Source organism: Paenibacillus sp., from assembly GCF_048976745.1.
GTDB lineage: Bacteria > Bacillota > Bacilli > Paenibacillales > Paenibacillaceae > Paenibacillus.
The window spans coordinates 20440-39371 of record NZ_JBHGUU010000020.1 but is presented as its reverse complement, the minus strand read 5'-3'; the positions used below and the strand labels follow the sequence as shown (position 1 = coordinate 39371).

The following is an 18932-nucleotide window of genomic DNA, read 5'->3' as shown; positions in this document are numbered from 1 at the left end:
CCCTTGACTTATATCAAGGGGTTTGTTGCTGTAATTGTAAATGGAAAGTGAGTGAGGGCATGTCCAATCATTATTATTCGGACAAACCGCAAGTAGCGCATGATCGCAGAGCAACTGAAGCGGTTCTTCGCGGATTCAGTCTGCGATTCGTGACGGACGCCGGTGTGTTTTCCAAAAATGGAATCGATTATGGCAGCAGAGTATTGATTGATGCGATAGAGTTGCCATCAGGGGCTCATGTTCTCGATGTGGGTTGTGGATACGGGCCGATGGGTCTTACAGCAGCCAAACTTGTACCGGATGGGCATGTCACCATGATCGATATCAACGAGAGAGCCGTTGAACTTTCCAGGGAGAATGCAAAAGCGAACGGAATTAACAATGTTACGGTATTGCAAAGTAATCTACTGGCTGAAGTAAAAAAGCAAGATTTTGACGTTATCCTAACCAATCCGCCTATACGGGCTGGAAAAGAGACGGTTCATACTATTTTCGAACAGGCACATCGTCATCTGAAGGTAGGCGGTTCGTTGTGGATTGTCATTCAGAAGAAACAAGGGGCTCCATCGGCAAAAGCGAAATTGGAATCTTTGTTTGGAAGAGTGGAAGAAGTGACGAAGGATAAAGGCTATCGGATTTTCAAAGCGGTGAAATCGGAAGAGGGTTCTACTAAAAGCTGAATCCGAGTTTGTAAAGTAAGCAGGGGATCATTTTTTTTGCAATAGGACTATTGACTTGAAATTCAGGCCGTGGTATTATTGTAAAATGTCAGTATTAAGATGCCCTACTTGGCTTTAGCTAACTAAAAATGTCAACCTTTTTTTACGCCGAACGGGCTTATTATGCCTACGTTTGGCGTATAATATGTACATTTTGGGCAAACTGGGGATAAGAATGATTTGGAAAGACATCCGCCGATCAAAGTTGCTCTTTTTTCGAACGACATTTCGAGTAAGGGCTTTTCTTTATTTGTGGATGCATTGCTTTGCTCTGTATGTGTACCATTATAAGGTTACAAACAGAGGTTCGCAACGAAATTTTTAAAGTGAGTAGACATTGAGGGGTGAGTTTAAGTTGGCAGGACATCTTGTTCAATATGGTCGACGCACTCGGCGCAGTTATGCACGAATTAACGAGATACTCGAAGTTCCGAACCTGATTGAAATCCAACAAAAATCTTATGATTGGTTTTTGGAGGAAGGGTTGCGCGAAATGTTCCAGGATATCTCGCCGATCCAGGATTTTACAGGTAACTTGATTTTGGAATTTATCGATTACAGTCTCGGTGAACCGAAGTATACAGTAGATGACGCAAAAGAGCGTGACGTTACGTATGCAGCACCACTTCGGGTCAAAGTCCGGCTCATTAATAAGGAAACCGGCGAAGTCAAAGAGCAGGAAGTATTCATGGGAGATTTCCCGCTGATGACCAACACGGGCACATTTATTATTAATGGTGCGGAACGGGTTATTGTCAGCCAGTTGGTTCGCTCTCCTAGCGTTTACTTCAGTACCAAAGTAGATAAAAACGCCAAAAAAACGTATACCGCTACAGTCATTCCTAACCGCGGCGCTTGGTTGGAACTGGAGATGGACGCGAAGGATGTTGTTTACGTCCGGATCGACCGTACACGTAAAATACCGGTTACGGTTCTCCTGCGTTCACTTGGTTTTGGCACAGATGCTGAGATTCTGGATCTGCTCGGTAATGACGAATATATCCGCAACACACTGGACAAAGACAACACGGATTCCACGGAGAAAGCACTCATTGAGATCTATGAGCGTCTTCGTCCGGGTGAGCCTCCAACGCTGGATAATGCAAAAAGCTTGCTCGTAGCACGTTTCTTTGATCCAAAACGTTATGACCTGGCTAATGTAGGTCGTTACAAAATGAATAAAAAACTTCACATCAAAAACCGTTTGTTTAACCAGCGATTGGCTGAGTCACTTGTTGACGCTGAAACAGGTGAAATCATTGCTGAAGCTGGTCAAATGGTGGATCGTCGCTTGTTGGATGAAATCATGCCGTATCTGGAGAAGAGCGTTGGATTCCGCACGTATCACGTGGGTAACGGCGTTTTGGATGCCAATGATATCCCTATGCAAACGATTGATGTGTTCTCACCAACTGAAGATGGTAAAGTGGTCAAACTGATTGCCAATGCTAACATTGACAAGTCTGTTAAAAACGTGACACCGGCGGATATCATTTCGTCGATCAGTTATTTCCTTAACCTTCTGCAGGGCATTGGTAGCACGGATGATATCGATCATCTGGGTAACCGTCGTTTGCGTTCGGTGGGTGAACTTCTGCAGAACCAGTTCCGTATTGGTTTGTCTCGTATGGAGCGTGTGGTTCGTGAGAGAATGTCCATTCAGGATGCTAACGTCATTACACCACAGGCTTTGATCAACATACGTCCTGTTATTGCATCGATTAAAGAGTTCTTTGGTAGCTCCCAGTTGTCACAGTTTATGGATCAAACGAACCCGTTGGGTGAGTTGACACATAAACGTCGTTTGTCCGCACTCGGACCCGGTGGTTTGACGCGTGAGCGTGCAGGTATGGAAGTGCGTGACGTCCATCCATCCCACTATGGCCGTATGTGTCCAATCGAGACTCCAGAGGGACCAAACATCGGTTTGATCAACTCCTTGTCTACGTTCGCCCGTGTGAATGAATATGGCTTCATTGAAGCTCCATATCGTTGGGTTGATCCGAAGACAGGTATTGTAACCGAGCAAATTGATTACCTGACAGCGGACGAAGAGGACAACTATGTCATCGCGCAAGCGAATGCGAAGTTGAACGATGACGGTACATTTGAAGAAGAAGCGATCATTGTACGTTACAACAAACAGTCGGATAACATCCTTACGATGCCGAGTGAGCGAGTTGACTACATGGATGTATCTCCTAAACAGGTTGTATCCGTCGCTACAGCGCTGATCCCGTTCCTAGAGAACGATGACTCCAACCGTGCACTCATGGGATCTAACATGCAGCGGCAGGCGGTTCCACTCTTGATTCCTAAAGCACCACTTGTAGGAACAGGTATGGAGCACAAAGCTGCAAAAGACTCTGGTGTATGTATTGTCTCCGATTATGACGGAATTATTGAACGTTCTTCTGCGAACGAGATTTGGCTCCGTCGTGTTGAAGAAGTGGATGGTCAGGAAGTTAAAGGCGATATCGTTAAATATAAATTACACAAATTTATGCGTTCGAACCAAGGAACATGCATTAACCAGCGTCCGATTGTCAAAAGAGGTGCTGCTGTCAAAGCTGGCGATATCCTCGCTGATGGTCCTTCAACGGAAATGGGTGAATTGGCTCTGGGACGTAACGTTGTTGTTGCCTTCATGACTTGGGAAGGTTACAACTACGAGGATGCGATCTTGCTCAGTGAAAAACTCGTTAAGGAAGATGTATACACATCCATCCATATCGAGGAGTATGAGTCAGAAGCGCGTGATACCAAGCTCGGACCTGAAGAGATCACACGTGACATCCCTAACGTTGGGGAAGAAGCGTTGCGTAACTTGGATGAGCGCGGTATTATCCGCATCGGTGCTGAGATTAGCGCTGGCGACATTCTGGTTGGTAAAGTAACACCTAAGGGTGTAACAGAGCTGACTGCAGAAGAACGTCTCTTGCATGCGATCTTTGGTGAGAAAGCACGTGAAGTACGTGATACTTCCTTGCGTGTACCACATGGTACCGACGGTATCGTAGTAGACGTGAAAGTATTTACCCGTGAAAACGGTGATGAGCTGCCTCCAGGTGTTAACCAACTCGTTCGTGTATATATCGCTCAAAAACGGAAAATTTCCGAGGGTGATAAAATGGCCGGACGTCACGGTAACAAAGGGGTCGTGGCCCGCATCTTGCCGGAAGAAGATATGCCTTTCCTGCCAGACGGTACACCGGTTCAGATCGTTCTTAACCCACTGGGCGTACCTTCCCGTATGAATATCGGTCAAGTACTCGAGGTTCACTTGGGTATGGCGGCGATGCAACTGGGTATTCACGTAGCAACGCCTGTATTCGACGGAGCGAAGGAGTATGACGTCTTCGATACGATGGAAGAAGCAGGCATGCAACGTAATGGTAAAACTGTCCTGTATGATGGTCGTACAGGTGAAGAGTTTGAACGTGAAGTTACCGTAGGTGTCATGCACATGATCAAATTGGCACACATGGTTGATGATAAAATCCATGCCCGTTCCACGGGTCCTTACTCACTTGTTACGCAACAGCCATTGGGTGGTAAAGCCCAATTTGGTGGACAGCGTTTCGGGGAGATGGAAGTATGGGCGCTTGAGGCATACGGTGCTGCTTATACACTGCAAGAAATCTTGACTGTTAAATCCGATGACGTTGTTGGTCGGGTTAAAACATATGAATCCATCGTCAAAGGCGAGAACGTTCCGGAACCAGGTGTTCCTGAATCATTCAAAGTATTGATCAAAGAGCTGCAAAGCTTGGGTATGGACGTTAAGATTTTGAGTGAAGATGAGCAAGAGATTGAAATGAGAGAAATGGACGATGAAGATGACGCTGCGAGCGATAAGCTCAGCCTCAACCTTGAGGGTACAGAGGTCGGAGCGGAATAAACCGCTTCGAGCGCATGATGACCGGCGTTTTTCATCAGGCTCGCGTCTTGCTCCGGCTTCGGCCGGAGAGGGCGTAACCTAGAATACAGGAATTGGTTAAGGAGGGTTGCTCCTTGTTGGACGTCAACAATTTCGAATACATGAAGATCGGGCTTGCTTCCCCAGAGAAAATTCGTTCTTGGTCCCGCGGAGAAGTGAAAAAACCGGAAACGATCAACTATCGTACGTTGAAACCGGAAAAAGAAGGGCTGTTCTGCGAAAAGATTTTTGGCCCTACAAAAGACTGGGAATGTCATTGCGGTAAATACAAACGCGTCCGTTATAAAGGCGTTGTCTGTGATCGTTGTGGCGTTGAAGTAACACGTGCGAAAGTACGCCGCGAACGGATGGGTCATATTGAGCTCGCTGCTCCGGTATCGCATATCTGGTACTTCAAAGGTATTCCGAGCCGTATGGGTCTTGCTCTGGATATGTCTCCAAGATCTCTTGAAGAGATTATTTATTTTGCATCATATGTTGTAACTGATCCAGGAGAAACTCCACTGGAGAAAAAACAGCTGTTGTCCGAGAAAGAATACCGCAGCTATCGTGAGAAATACGGCTATGGTTTCCAGGCTGGCATGGGCGCAGAAGCCGTTAAAAAATTGCTTCAAGACCTTGACATAGATAAAGAGCTCGAGTTCCTGAAAGAAGAGCTCCGGACTGCGCAAGGACAACGTCGTAATCGTGCAATCAAACGTTTGGAAGTTATTGAAGCATTCCGCAACTCCGGCAACAAGCCAGAGTGGATGATCATGGATGTACTTCCTGTTATCCCGCCGGAACTTCGTCCAATGGTACAGTTGGATGGTGGACGTTTTGCAACGTCTGACCTGAATGACTTGTATCGCCGTGTAATCAACCGGAACAACCGTCTGAAACGTCTGCTTGATCTGGGCGCGCCGGATATTATTGTGCAAAATGAAAAACGGATGTTGCAGGAAGCTGTTGACGCATTGATCGATAATGGTCGTCGCGGACGCCCGGTAACGGGTCCTGGTAACCGTCCATTGAAATCTCTCAGCCACATGCTGAAAGGTAAACAAGGACGTTTCCGTCAGAACTTGCTCGGTAAACGTGTTGACTATTCTGGTCGTTCCGTTATCGTTGTCGGACCTTACCTGAAAATGTATCAGTGTGGTCTGCCAAAAGATATGGCACTTGAATTGTTCAAGCCTTTCGTTATGAAAGAGCTTGTGAATAAAGGGCTTGCCCACAACATCAAGAGCGCGAAACGTAAAGTTGAGCGTGTAAGTCCTGAAGTATGGGATGTTCTTGAAGAAGTAATCAAGGAGCATCCGGTTCTGTTGAACCGTGCCCCTACGCTTCACAGACTCGGTATTCAAGCGTTTGAACCGATTCTCGTTGAAGGTAAAGCAATTCGTCTTCACCCACTCGTATGTACGGCATACAATGCCGACTTTGACGGTGACCAAATGGCCGTGCACGTTCCGTTGTCCGCTGAAGCTCAAGCGGAAGCACGTATCCTGATGCTTGCATCAGGTAACATTTTGAACCCGAAAGACGGTAAACCGGTTGTTACTCCTTCCCAGGATATGGTGCTTGGTTCTTATTACCTCACTATGGACAACAAGGAAGAAAAGGGCACAGGTATGATCTTGCGTACAGTTAACGAAGCTGTATCGGCATATCAACGTGGTACTGCTGGTCTGCATGCGCGTGTAGCTATTCCGGTTAAGGCGCTTGGTAAAACAAGCTTCACGGAAGAACAGCAAGAAGGTATGTTGCTGACAACTATCGGTAAAATTATCTTTAATGAAATTTTCCCGGCAAGCTTCCCGTATATCAATGATGCGACTCGTGCGAACCTGTACCAAGGTACTGCAGATCACTCATTTGTATATGAAAAAGGTGCTGATCTCAGAGAAGCTATTATGAATGCTCCTCTGGCTGGCGGTGTCGGTAAAGAATACCTCGGCTCCATCATTGCACGTTGTTTTGAAATTTACCATACAACGGAAACAGCCGTTATTTTGGATAAAATCAAACAACTTGGATTCACATACTCTACTCGTGCCGGTATTACGGTTGCGGTATCTGATGTTATCGTTCCGCCTGAGAAGTTTGAGATTCTTAGACAGTCTGAGGAAAAAGCACAAATCGTTACGAATCAGTACCGTCGTGGTCTGATTACGAATGAAGAGCGCTATGACCGTATCATTGATATCTGGTCAAAATCCAAAGATGACATCACTGAGATTCTGATGAAGTCCATGGATCGTTACAACTCGATCATGATGATGGTTGACTCCAAAGCACGGGGTAACAAATCGCAAATCACCCAATTGGGCGGTATGCGTGGTCTGATGGCCAACCCATCTGGTCGAATCATCGAACTCCCAATCAAATCGAACTTCCGTGAAGGTCTGACAGTACTCGAGTACTTTATCTCCACTCACGGAGCGCGTAAAGGTTTGGCGGATACAGCTCTGCGTACAGCCGATTCAGGTTACCTGACTCGTCGTCTCGTAGACGTAGCCCAAGACGTAATCGTGCGTGATGATGATTGTGGTACAGATAAAGGCTTTACGGTAAGTCGTATCCAGGATGGTAAAGAGGTTATTGAAGATCTCTACGACCGTATTGAAGGCAGATACTGCTTCGAAACAGTTCGTCATCCGGAAACAAAAGAAATCATTGCAGGCCGCAATGAATTGATTGACTCCGATAAAGCAGAAGCGATTATAAAAGCGGGAATCACCAAATTGCAAATCCGCTCCGTACTCAGCTGCCGTGCAAGTCATGGTGTCTGCAAGAAGTGTTACGGTCGTAACCTTGCGACAGGTAAACACGTGGAGATTGGTGAAGCAGTTGGGATTATTGCAGCACAATCCATTGGTGAGCCAGGAACACAGCTTACAATGCGTACGTTCCACACCGGCGGTGTAGCCGGAGACGATATTACGCAAGGTTTGCCGCGTATCCAAGAGTTGTTTGAAGCTCGTAATCCTAAGGGTCAAGCAACGATTAGTGAGATTGATGGTGTGGTTAAAGAGATTCGCGAAGCAAAAGATCGTCGTGAAATCGAAATTCAAGGTGAAGCGGAATCCAAAGTATACTCCGTTACCTACGGTTCCCGTGTGCGCGTAAGCGAAGGCATGGAAATTGAAGCTGGTGACGAGTTGACAGATGGTTCCATCGATCCAAAAGAAATGCTGCGCATTAAAGGCGTACGTGGCGTACAAAACTACATTTTGCAGGAAGTACAGCGCGTATACCGTAACCAAGGCGTAGAAATCAATGACAAGCACGTTGAAGTTATGATCCGTCAAATGCTGCGTAAAATCCGCATCGTAGATGCAGGTGATACAACGCTGTTGCCAGGATCGTTCGTTGATACGCATGAATACGAAAGAGCTAACAAAATTGCGATTCTTAGTGATAAAGAGCCAGCGGTTGCTAAACCAATCCTGCTCGGTATTACGAAAGCATCTCTGGAAACAGACTCCTTCCTCTCGGCGGCTTCGTTCCAAGAAACTACACGTGTACTGACAGATGCAGCGATCAAAGGTAAAGTCGATCAGTTGCTCGGTCTGAAGGAAAATGTAATCATCGGTAAATTGATTCCTGCAGGTACAGGTATGCACCGTTACCGCAGCATCAAATTTGCTGAGCCAGAAGATGGCCAATCTTCAGTAGAAGAACTCGAGCCAGTTTCGGTTGATTAAATAGCTTCCTCCTCGTTTAGAGGGAATGAAAGTTTTGTACGTCAGGAGGCGGACGCTTGTATAATGCAGGCGGACGAATCCTGATGTACGTAAACTTTTTAAAAAAATGTTTTAGGATTAGCATTGACAATGCTTGCGCTAGATGCTAATATATCAAAGGTGCGTGGGCAGCTGATTGTACATGGTTCTATTCGGAGGAATGCACAATGTCTAATGAAAAAGCCTTGCAAGATGCTCATGTCAAAATAGGTAGCAAACAGACCATGCGGATGGTGCAGACAGGTATGGCTTCCGAAGTCTATGTCGCAGAAGATAGTGATCCGCAGCTCACTTCCAAAATCATTGCCTTGTGTGAACAACACAATGTAAAGTACACGAAAGTGGATACAATGAAAAATCTCGGCAAAGCTTGCGGGATTGGAGTGGGAGCAGCTATGGCTGCTGTCGTAAAATGATAGTGTAAGGAACGTTTTTGTCCGAGAACTTTTAGGGATTCTCCAAGGCAAAAACTTTTCATTTGTCTTTTTATGAACCGCCTGGGTCTGTGGACTTAGCGAAAAGAGGTTTATAAAGAAACATGAATATTTGAGGAAGGGGGTGGCAATCACATGCCAACTATTAACCAACTGGTTCGTAAAGGACGTCAAGCAAAAGTTGAGAAGTCAAAATCTCCAGCTTTGCAAAAAGGATTCAACGCTTTGAAACGTGAATCTACTAACATCAGTGCCCCACAAAAACGTGGTGTCTGCACTCGTGTAGGTACAATGACTCCACGTAAACCAAACTCTGCACTTCGTAAATATGCCCGTGTTCGTTTGACGAACCGTCTCGAGGTAACTGCTTATATCCCGGGAATCGGACATAACCTTCAAGAGCACAGTGTGGTATTGATCCGCGGAGGTAAAGTTAAAGACCTTGCAGGGGTTCGTTATCACATCGTTCGTGGAGCTCTCGATACAGCAGGCGTAAACAACCGTATGCAAGCTCGTTCGAAATACGGTGCAAAACGTCCAAAAGCTAAAAAAGCCTAAACCATTATAAGCAGAGAACCTGAAAGCCTTCTGGCTTAGGTCTGGAAGGTACAGGATCTGCTGAACAAGAAAGAAAGGGGGATATCCATGCCACGCAAAGGTCCAGTTACGAAAAGAGACGTGTTGCCAGATCCGGTATACAACTCCAAGTTGGTTACTCGTTTGATCAATCGCATCATGCTCGACGGAAAACGCGGTGTTGCTCAAAGCATTCTGTATAATGCGTTCAAGTTGATTCAAGAACGTACGGGTAATGACCCGATGGAAGTATTTGAAGCAGCAATCAAAAATATCATGCCAGTCCTGGAAGTTAAAGCTCGCCGTGTCGGCGGTGCCAACTACCAAGTACCAATCGAGGTAAAACCAGAGAGACGTACTGCTCTGGGACTACGTTGGCTCGTGAACTACTCCCGCAACCGCGGTGAGAAAACAATGGAAGAGCGTTTGGCGGCTGAGATCATCGACGCTTCCAACAACACAGGCGCTTCCGTTAAAAAACGTGAAGATACGCACAAAATGGCTGAAGCGAACAAAGCGTTTGCTCACTACCGTTGGTAGGATTCAGTTCACAATAAAATAACTTCAATTTTGAAGGGAGACCCATTTCATGGCTAGAGAGTTCTCCTTGAAAAATACACGTAATATCGGGATCATGGCTCATATTGATGCGGGTAAAACCACGACAACTGAGCGGATCTTGTTCTACACAGGACGTACGCACAAAATCGGTGAAGTACACGAAGGCGCTGCGACAATGGACTGGATGGAACAGGAACAGGAGCGCGGAATTACGATTACTTCCGCTGCAACTACCGCTGCTTGGAAAGGCCACCGCGTTAATATTATTGATACCCCGGGACACGTTGACTTCACTGTTGAAGTTGAACGTTCCCTTCGTGTATTGGACGGAGCAGTTGGTGTATTCAGTGCGAAAGAAGGCGTTGAGCCTCAGTCCGAAACCGTATGGAGACAGGCTGACAAGTACGGCGTACCTCGTATCGCATATGTAAACAAAATGGATATCATCGGTGCTGACTTCCTGAACGTTGTATCTGACATGCGTGATCGCCTTCAAGCGAACGCTGTTGCGATTCAACTTCCGATCGGTGCTGAAAATGATTTCAAAGGTATCATCGATATCGTTGCACAAAGAGCTCATATGTACAAAGATGATCTCGGACAAGATATCGAAGAAACCGACATTCCTGCAGAATTTGCAGATCAAGTTGAAGAACTTCGCAACGAGTTGATTGAACGCGTTGCTGAACTGGATGAAGATTTGACAATGAAGTACCTGGAAGGCGAAGAGATCACAATTGATGAGATCAAATCCGTACTCCGTAAAGGTGTTGTAGATGTTAAGATCTTCCCGGTTATCTGTGGATCCTCATACCGTAACAAAGGTGTTCAACTGATGTTGGATGCTGTTATCGACTACTTGCCAGCTCCAACAGATGTACCATCAATCACTGGTCATCTTGAAGATGGAACTGAAGCAGTTCGTAAGTCCTCTGATGAAGAGCCATTCTCCGCATTGGCATTCAAAATCATGACTGACCCTTACGTTGGTAAATTGACATTCTTCCGCGTATACTCCGGTGTTCTTCAATCCGGTTCATATGTATTGAATGCCACTAAAAACAAACGTGAGCGTATCGGTCGTATCCTTCAAATGCACGCGAACAGCCGTCAAGAGATCACTGAAGTTTACTCCGGTGATATTGCAGCTGCCGTAGGTTTGAAAGATACGGGTACAGGTGATACACTATGTGATGAGAAAAATCCGGTTATCCTGGAGTCAATGAACTTCCCTGATCCGGTTATCGAAATCGCCGTAGAACCTAAAACCAAAGCTGACCAAGATAAAATGGGTGTTGCTCTCGGCAAGTTGACTGAAGAGGATCCAACTCTTCGTGCTCATACTGACGAGGAAACAGGTCAAACAATCTTGGCAGGTATGGGTGAGCTTCACCTTGACATTATCATCGACCGTATGCGTCGTGAGTTCAAGGTTGAAACTACTGTGGGTAAACCACAAGTAGCTTACCGTGAAACATTCCGTGCTCCAGCGCGCGTTGAAGGTAAATTCGTACGTCAATCCGGTGGTCGTGGTCAATACGGTCACGTATGGGTTGAATTCGAACCTCTCGAGCCGGGTACAGGCAGCCAGTTTGAAAGTAAGGTTGTCGGTGGTTCCGTTCCAAGAGAATACATTCAACCTGCACTGTCAGGGATTGAAGAGCAAATGAAAAACGGCGTTATTGCAGGCTTCCCGCTTGTTGACGTTAAGGCTACAATCGTAGACGGATCTTACCATGATGTCGATTCCAACGAGATGGCATTTAAAATTGCCGGATCTATGGCGCTTAAAGCGGCTAAAGACAAGTGTAAACCAGTTCTGCTTGAGCCTATCATGAAAGTAGAAGTAACTGTTCCAGAAGAGTACATGGGTGACGTAATGGGTATGTTGAACTCCCGTCGTGGCCGCATCGAAGGTATGGATTCCCGTAGTGGAGCTCAAATCATCCGTGCTAAGGTACCTTTGTCTGAAATGTTTGGTTACTCTACAACTCTTCGCTCCGGTACTCAAGGACGCGGCGTGTTCTCCATGGAACTCTCTCATTATGAAGAAGTTCCTAAGAGCATCGCTGAAGAAATCGTTGCCAAAACAAAAGGCACCGAGTAGTTTTCTCACACTGGATGCAAGTGCATAAGAATTCATTTCGGAGCACTTCATTCAGTGAAAACATAAAATTATAATTTTAAGGAGGCCACGTTCAAATGGCAAAGGCTAAATACGAACGTAATAAACCCCACGTTAACATCGGTACTATTGGTCACGTCGATCACGGTAAAACAACTCTGACTGCTGCAATCACAACTGTATTGTCCAAAACTTACGGTGGTGCTGCTGTAGCATTCGACCAAATCGACAAAGCTCCAGAAGAGCGCGAGCGCGGTATCACTATCTCCACAGCACACGTTGAGTACGAAACTGACACTCGTCACTACGCTCACGTAGACTGCCCAGGTCACGCCGACTATGTTAAAAACATGATCACTGGCGCGGCACAAATGGACGGAGCTATCTTGGTAGTATCCGCAGCTGACGGCCCAATGCCACAAACTCGTGAGCACATCTTGCTCTCCCGTCAAGTAGGCGTACCTTACATTGTTGTATTCTTGAACAAATGTGACATGGTTGAAGACGAAGAGTTGTTGGAATTGGTTGAGATGGAAGTTCGCGACCTTCTTAACGAATATGAGTTCCCAGGTGACGATACTCCAATCACTCGTGGATCCGCTCGTGAAGCTCTGGCAAACCCAGATGGCGAATGGGCTCAAAAAATCGTTGAGATGTTCAAAGAGATCGACACTTACATCCCGCTGCCTGAGCGTCAAACTGACAAGCCTTTCTTGATGCCTGTCGAGGACGTATTCTCCATCACTGGTCGTGGTACTGTTGCTACTGGCCGTGTAGAGCGTGGTACTGTTAAAGTCGGCGAAGAGATCGAAATCGTTGGTATCACTGAAGAAACTAAAAAATCTGTTGTAACAGGCGTTGAGATGTTCCGCAAATTGCTGGATTCCGCTCAAGCTGGTGACAACATCGGAGCACTTCTTCGTGGTGTTGACCGTAACAACATCGAGCGTGGCCAAGTTTTGGCTAAACCGGGTTCTGTTAAGCCTCACACAGAATTCACAGCTCAAATCTACGTTCTGACTAAAGAAGAGGGCGGACGTCACAAACCATTCTTCACTGGTTACCGTCCACAGTTCTACTTCCGTACAACTGACGTAACAGGCATCATCAACTTGCCTGAAGGTACTGAAATGGTAATGCCTGGTGATAACATCACTGTTACTGTTTCCCTGATCTCCCCAATCGCGATTGAAGAAGGAACTAAGTTCTCCATTCGTGAAGGCGGACGTACAGTAGGTGCCGGTTCCGTAGCATCGATCCAAAAATAATTTGGCTTAACGCTAAATAAAGCATAAGCAACAGTGTACTGGAACGAGTAACATTGTATTGTAACGAAGCTTCGGAAGAGTTCTTTATCCGACATCGGATAAAGAACTCTTTTATTATGTGTAAAGTTTCGGAACCTGCGTCATGCGAAATGAACATCATTTAAGAGTTTAGAAGGATTGGCAAGGCAGCCTGGATATTGAAGATAAAACACTGCAATAAACGAAGTCATTTCATCAGAAAAGATAAGTTTAAATGTTTTTATTAAATATGCTTGCAATACGCCTATCTTTTCTATATAATAATGAATGTTGTTCTGTGACGTTGCGATGATGTGAGAGGTTACTGGCACACCCGGCCCCTTTGCCATGGGAGAGTGGCTAGAAAATTTTCACGGAGTATGTCCGATAAAAAATTGGGCGATAGAAGGAGGGACTAAAATGGCAAAGCAAAAAATTCGTATTCGTTTGAAAGCTTACGACCACAGAATTCTTGATCAATCCGCGGAGAAAATTGTTGAAACAGCAAAACGTTCGGGTGCTGGTGTATCCGGTCCGATTCCGCTTCCTACTGAAAAACAAATCATTACTATTCTTCGTGCGGTGCACAAGTACAAGGATTCTCGGGAACAATTCGAACAACGCACACATAAGCGTTTGATCGACATCGTTAACCCGACTCCACAAACTGTGGATGCCTTGATGCGCTTGGATCTGCCGTCCGGTGTAGATATCGAAATTAAATTGTAATATAAGCTACAACAAAGACCATGTATAAAGGAAAAGAGGTGTCAACATGAAAGCAATCTTAGGAAAAAAACTCGGAATGACTCAAGTATTTACTCCTGAAGGTAACGTCGTTCCAGTAACGGTTATCGAAGCAGGCCCTTGTGTTGTTTTGCAAAAGAAAGACATTGAGAACGATGGCTACGAAGCGATTCAAATCGGTTACTCCGATAAGAAAGAGAAAAATGCTAACAAGCCAGAAGCAGGTCACGCTAAAAAAGCGAACACTGCCCCTAAGCGCTACGTTCGTGAAGTTCGCGGTATCAACATCGCTGAATATGAAGTTGGCCAAGAACTGAAAGCTGACATTTTCGCTGAAGGCGAATTCGTTGACGTAACGGGTGTTTCTAAAGGTAAAGGTTTTGCCGGCGTAATCAAACGTTGGGGACAAAGCACTGGACCTATGTCACACGGTTCGCGTTATCACCGTGGCCCGGGTTCGATGGGTTCGATCCAAGCTAACCGAGTTCCTAAAGGCAAACGCCTGCCAGGACACATGGGACATGATACTGTTACAATCCAACGTCTTGAAGTAGTTAAAGTAGACGCTGAGCGTAACGTGTTGCTCGTGAAAGGTTCCATTCCTGGACCGAAAAACAGTCTCATTAAAGTTAAAGAAACGGTGAAAAAATAACCACTGAAGAAAGGAGGAACACAAAATGCCAAAAGTATCAGTTTACAATGTAGATGGTAGCCAAGTAGGCGAAGTTGAATTGAACGATGCGGTTTTCGGAATTGAGCCGAACCAACACGTTCTGTACGATGCAGTTCTTATGCAACGCGCTTCCCTTCGTCAAGGTACCCACAAAGTAAAAGGACGTTCTGAAGTACGTGGCGGTGGACGTAAACCTTGGAAACAAAAAGGTACAGGTCGCGCTCGTCAAGGTTCAATTCGTTCACCACAATGGAAAGGCGGCGGTATCGTATTTGGTCCAACACCACGGAGCTATGCGTACAAACTGCCTAAGAAAGTTCGTCGCTTGGCGATCAAATCGGCCCTTTCATCCAAAGTGCTTGACAATGACATTATCGTTTTGGATGCTCTTTCGTTGAGCACGCCTAAAACTAAAGAATTTGCTGCCATCTTGAGTAACCTCAAAGTGGGACGTAAGGCTTTGATCGTAGCTCCTAGCTATGATGATAATGTAGCTCTTTCCGCACGGAATATTCCAGGCGTGAAATTCGTAGCTGCTGACGGTATTAATGTTCTTGACGTGCTTTCGCACGACAAATTGATCATTACGAAAGAAGCAGTTCAGAAGGTAGAGGAGGTGCTCGCGTAATGAAGGATCCTCGTGATATTGTAAAACGTCCGATTATTACGGAACGTACTGCTGACATGATGAATGACTTGAAATATGTATTTGAAGTCGATATCCGTGCAAACAAAACCGAGATCAAAAAGGCTGTAGAAGCTATTTTCAACGTAAAAGTGAAAAACGTGAACACGCTTCGTGTTCCAGCTAAGCCAAAACGGTACGGACGTTATTCCGGATATACTAGCGAATGGAAAAAAGCGTTTGTAACGTTGACAAAAGACAGCAAAACGCTTGAGTTCTTTGAAACTGTATAATTGAATTTTTGAAGTAAGGAGGGAAACCCAGTGCCAATCAAAAAGTATAAACCAACTTCCCCGGCAAGACGGAACATGTCCGTTTCTACATTTGAGGAAATCACCACAAATCAGCCGGAGAAATCGTTGTTGGCCCCGTTGAGCAAACAAGCAGGCCGCAACAACCAAGGTAAAATTACAGTTCGTCACCATGGTGGTGGACACAAACGTAAATACCGTATCATTGACTTCAAACGTACTAAAGATGGAATACCGGGCCGCGTTGCTACGATTGAGTATGACCCGAACCGTACATCCAACATCGCTCTGATTCACTATGCTGATGGTGAGAAACGTTATATCATCGCTCCTAAAGGTTTGAAAGTTGGAGATCAAGTATTCTCCGGACCTGAATCAGACATCAAAATCGGTAACGCACTGCCACTTGAAAACATTCCAGTAGGTACCGTTATCCACAACATCGAGTTGAAACCAGGTAAAGGCGGACAATTGGTTCGTGCTGCTGGTACAGAAGCTCAATTGCTTGGTAAAGAAGAAAAATACGTTTCCGTTCGTCTCTCTTCCGGAGAAGTTCGTCGTATTTTGAAAGTTTGCCGCGCAACAATCGGATCTGTTGGTAACCAAGACCACGAGCTCATCAAAATCGGTAAAGCCGGTCGTAGCCGTTGGTTGGGTAAACGTCCTGAGGTTCGTGGTGTAGTAATGAACCCTAACGATCACCCACACGGTGGTGGTGAAGGTCGTGCTCCAATCGGACGTAAATCGCCAATGTCACCATGGGGTAAACCAACTCTTGGTTACAAAACGCGTAAGAAAAATAAAGCTTCTGATAAATACATCATTCGCCGCCGCACGAAGTAATACACACTGTGCATAACTTCGTGAGGCATCTGCGGATGCATAATAGCTACGTTTGAAGGGAGGATCTCCACATGGGTCGCAGTTTGAAAAAAGGGCCATTCATTGATGGCTACATGCTCAAAAAGGTAGAAGAGATGGAAGCTTCAGGTAAGAAGAACGTAATCAAAACCTGGTCCCGTCGTTCTACAATTTTCCCGCAATTCATCGGACACACATTTGGCGTTTACGATGGTCGTAAACACGTGCCAGTGTATGTAACTGAGGACATGGTCGGACACAAACTGGGTGAGTTCGCTCCAACCCGTACGTACAAAGGCCATACTGATGATGATAAGAAAACAAGAAGATAAATGAACATCTTTAATGTTTGAGAGGAGGTTACACAATGGAAGCAAAAGCACATGCTAAGTTTATCCGGATTGCTCCTCGTAAAGTTCAACTCGTTGTTGACTTGATTCGCGGCAAGCAAGTAGGTGAGGCGGTTGCCATTCTCCGTCACACTCCGAAATCCGCTTCTCCAATCGTTGAGAAGTTGCTTAACTCCGCTATTGCGAATGCGGAACATAACTATTCTTTGGATGTTAACAACTTGGTTATCTCGCAAGCTTACGTGAACCAAGGACCGACAATGAAACGTTTCCGCCCTCGTGCAATGGGACGTGCAAGTCGTATTAACAAACGTACTAGCCACATTACTTTGGTGGTATCTGAGAAGTAGAAGGAGGGGAAATGTGTGGGCCAAAAGGTAAATCCAGTCGGACTCCGTGTCGGAATTATCCGTGACTGGGAATCTAAGTGGTATGCAGGCAAAGACTTCGGTGATCTTTTGATGGAAGACGTGAGAATTCGTGAATTCCTGAAAAATAAATTGAAAGACTCCGCTTTATCTCGTGTAGAAATTGAGAGAGCGGCTAACCGCGTAAACGTAACGATTCACACTGCTAAACCAGGTATGGTTATTGGTAAGGGTGGTTCGGAAGTTGAAAATCTTCGTAACCAAATTACGAAAATTGCTGGCGGTAAAAAAGTACACATCAACATTTCTGAAATTAAGAACCAAGACTTGGACGCAGTTCTTGTAGCTGAAAGCATTGCACAACAATTGGAACGTCGTGTTTCTTTCCGTCGTGCTCTGAAACAAGCAATTCAAAGAACTATGCGCTCTGGTGCTAAAGGTATCAAAACTCAAGTAGGCGGACGTCTTGGCGGTGCTGAGATCGCACGTTCTGAAGGCTACAGCGAAGGAACTGTTCCACTGCACACACTGCGTGCTGACATTGACTATGGTACAGCAGAGGCTCATACTACTTACGGACGTATCGGCGTAAAAGTATGGATCTATCGTGGAGAGGTTCTTCCTACGGCTAAGAAACAAGCTGCTAAGGAAGGAGGCAACTAATCATGTTGGTACCAAAACGTGTAAAACACCGTAAGCAACAACGTGGACATATGAAAGGCCAAGCTAAAGGCGGAACGACTCTGAACTTTGGCGAATACGGTCTGCAAGCTACGGAACCGGCTTGGATTACGAACCGTCAGATCGAAGCGGCTCGTATTGCGATGACTCGTTACATCAAACGTGGTGGTAAAGTTTGGATCAAAATTTTCCCAGACAAACCAATCACTCAAAAGCCTCTCGAGGTTCGGATGGGTAGCGGTAAAGGTAACGTAGAAAAATGGGTTGCAGTAGTGAAACCAGGTAAGATCATGTTTGAACTTGCTGGTGTACCGGAGGAAATTGCTCGCGAAGCAATGCGTCTTGCCGCTCACAAACTGCCAATCAAAACGAAGTTCGTGAAACGTGAAGAATTGGGTGGTGAAGCAAATGAAAGCTAGTGAATTTCGCAACCTAACCTCTGCTGAAATCGAGCAAAAGATTGCCGGATTTAAAGAAGAACTCTTTAACCTCCGCTTTCAATTAGCTACCGGTCAGCTGGATAACCCGACTCGCATCCGTGATGTGCGGAAAGAAATAGCTCGTGCTAAAACCATTATCCGTGAGAGAGAATTGGGAATCGGTTAATTAGGGATAGGATGGACAATCCGTCCGTAATCAGGAAGGAGGCCAACAATGAGCGAAGAACGTAACGCACGTAAAGTGCAAACTGGTAAAGTGGTCAGCGATAAAATGGACAAAACAATTGTTGTTGCTGTAGAAACTTACAAAAAACACAACTTGTACCATAAACGCATTAAGGTTACTAAAAAATTCAAAGCACATGACGAAGAAAACACTGCGAAAATCGGTGACACGGTGAAAATCATGGAGACTCGTCCGCTTTCGAAAGATAAACGCTGGAGACTTACTGAAATCGTAGAAAAAGCGGTTATCATCTAATGCTCAGCAGCACTGCTGAAAGGAGG

The 18932-nt window shown here is 45.6% G+C and carries 19 protein-coding genes; all 19 read left to right on the top strand.

Features of this window, described 5'->3' with window-relative positions; translation table 11 throughout:
• The first annotated feature begins 59 nt into the window (after window positions 1–59).
• Window positions 60–680, top strand: a complete 621-nt coding sequence (locus ACE3K2_RS23700) for a class I SAM-dependent methyltransferase (RefSeq protein ID WP_421895811.1) — start codon at window positions 60–62, stop codon at window positions 678–680.
• A gap of 394 nt (window positions 681–1074) precedes the next feature.
• Window positions 1075–4620, top strand: a complete 3546-nt coding sequence (gene rpoB, locus ACE3K2_RS23695; RefSeq protein WP_421895808.1) for a DNA-directed RNA polymerase subunit beta — start codon at window positions 1075–1077, stop codon at window positions 4618–4620.
• A 113-nt stretch (window positions 4621–4733) separates the two neighbouring features.
• The gene (gene rpoC, locus ACE3K2_RS23690; protein ID WP_091039166.1) at window positions 4734–8348 is read left to right on the top strand and encodes a DNA-directed RNA polymerase subunit beta'; all 3615 of its coding nucleotides are present in this window, start codon (window positions 4734–4736) and stop codon (window positions 8346–8348) included.
• A gap of 206 nt (window positions 8349–8554) precedes the next feature.
• A complete protein-coding gene (locus tag ACE3K2_RS23685; RefSeq protein ID WP_421895804.1) occupies window positions 8555–8803 on the top strand; it encodes a ribosomal L7Ae/L30e/S12e/Gadd45 family protein in 249 nt (82 codons plus the stop codon).
• Between the two features lie 153 nt (window positions 8804–8956).
• The gene (rpsL, locus tag ACE3K2_RS23680) at window positions 8957–9379 is read left to right on the top strand and encodes a 30S ribosomal protein S12 (RefSeq protein ID WP_017692070.1); all 423 of its coding nucleotides are present in this window, start codon (window positions 8957–8959) and stop codon (window positions 9377–9379) included.
• A gap of 87 nt (window positions 9380–9466) precedes the next feature.
• Complete coding sequence (gene rpsG, locus ACE3K2_RS23675; protein ID WP_018753997.1) at window positions 9467–9937, top strand: 30S ribosomal protein S7; 471 nt, start codon at window positions 9467–9469, stop codon at window positions 9935–9937.
• A 49-nt stretch (window positions 9938–9986) separates the two neighbouring features.
• Window positions 9987–12065 carry an elongation factor G gene (gene fusA, locus ACE3K2_RS23670; RefSeq protein ID WP_124118838.1) on the top strand — a complete coding sequence of 693 codons (2079 nt, stop codon included), beginning with the start codon at window positions 9987–9989 and terminating at the stop codon, window positions 12063–12065.
• Window positions 12066–12160: 95 nt separating this feature from the next.
• A complete protein-coding gene (gene tuf / locus ACE3K2_RS23665) occupies window positions 12161–13351 on the top strand; it encodes an elongation factor Tu (protein ID WP_062836181.1) in 1191 nt (396 codons plus the stop codon).
• A gap of 438 nt (window positions 13352–13789) precedes the next feature.
• A complete protein-coding gene (gene rpsJ, locus ACE3K2_RS23660) occupies window positions 13790–14098 on the top strand; it encodes a 30S ribosomal protein S10 (protein ID WP_017692074.1) in 309 nt (102 codons plus the stop codon).
• Between the two features lie 46 nt (window positions 14099–14144).
• Window positions 14145–14768 carry a 50S ribosomal protein L3 gene (gene rplC, locus ACE3K2_RS23655; RefSeq protein ID WP_053779208.1) on the top strand — a complete coding sequence of 208 codons (624 nt, stop codon included), beginning with the start codon at window positions 14145–14147 and terminating at the stop codon, window positions 14766–14768.
• Window positions 14769–14793: 25 nt separating this feature from the next.
• Window positions 14794–15417 carry a 50S ribosomal protein L4 gene (gene rplD, locus ACE3K2_RS23650; RefSeq protein ID WP_421895796.1) on the top strand — a complete coding sequence of 208 codons (624 nt, stop codon included), beginning with the start codon at window positions 14794–14796 and terminating at the stop codon, window positions 15415–15417.
• Entirely contained in the window at window positions 15417–15707 is a 291-nt protein-coding gene (rplW, locus tag ACE3K2_RS23645; protein ID WP_017692077.1) for a 50S ribosomal protein L23, read from the top strand. Before rplD ends, rplW begins: the two co-directional genes overlap by 1 nt.
• 30 nt (window positions 15708–15737) lie before the next feature.
• Window positions 15738–16568, top strand: coding sequence for a 50S ribosomal protein L2 (gene rplB, locus ACE3K2_RS23640; RefSeq protein WP_017692078.1), 831 nt, complete (start codon window positions 15738–15740; stop codon window positions 16566–16568).
• A 71-nt stretch (window positions 16569–16639) separates the two neighbouring features.
• Window positions 16640–16918 (top strand): 30S ribosomal protein S19, encoded by a 279-nt coding sequence (gene rpsS / locus ACE3K2_RS23635; RefSeq protein WP_062836183.1) that lies wholly within the window; start codon window positions 16640–16642, stop codon window positions 16916–16918.
• A gap of 35 nt (window positions 16919–16953) precedes the next feature.
• Window positions 16954–17286, top strand: coding sequence for a 50S ribosomal protein L22 (gene rplV, locus ACE3K2_RS23630; protein WP_024633583.1), 333 nt, complete (start codon window positions 16954–16956; stop codon window positions 17284–17286).
• Between the two features lie 15 nt (window positions 17287–17301).
• Window positions 17302–17967 carry a 30S ribosomal protein S3 gene (gene rpsC / locus ACE3K2_RS23625; protein ID WP_076216858.1) on the top strand — a complete coding sequence of 222 codons (666 nt, stop codon included), beginning with the start codon at window positions 17302–17304 and terminating at the stop codon, window positions 17965–17967.
• A gap of 2 nt (window positions 17968–17969) precedes the next feature.
• Window positions 17970–18404 carry a 50S ribosomal protein L16 gene (gene rplP, locus ACE3K2_RS23620; protein WP_017692082.1) on the top strand — a complete coding sequence of 145 codons (435 nt, stop codon included), beginning with the start codon at window positions 17970–17972 and terminating at the stop codon, window positions 18402–18404.
• Window positions 18394–18591, top strand: a complete 198-nt coding sequence (rpmC, locus tag ACE3K2_RS23615) for a 50S ribosomal protein L29 (protein ID WP_017692083.1) — start codon at window positions 18394–18396, stop codon at window positions 18589–18591. The genes rplP and rpmC overlap by 11 nt, the downstream gene beginning before the upstream one ends.
• 48 nt (window positions 18592–18639) lie before the next feature.
• Window positions 18640–18906 carry a 30S ribosomal protein S17 gene (gene rpsQ / locus ACE3K2_RS23610; RefSeq protein ID WP_017692084.1) on the top strand — a complete coding sequence of 89 codons (267 nt, stop codon included), beginning with the start codon at window positions 18640–18642 and terminating at the stop codon, window positions 18904–18906.
• Window positions 18907–18932 lie beyond the last annotated feature (26 nt).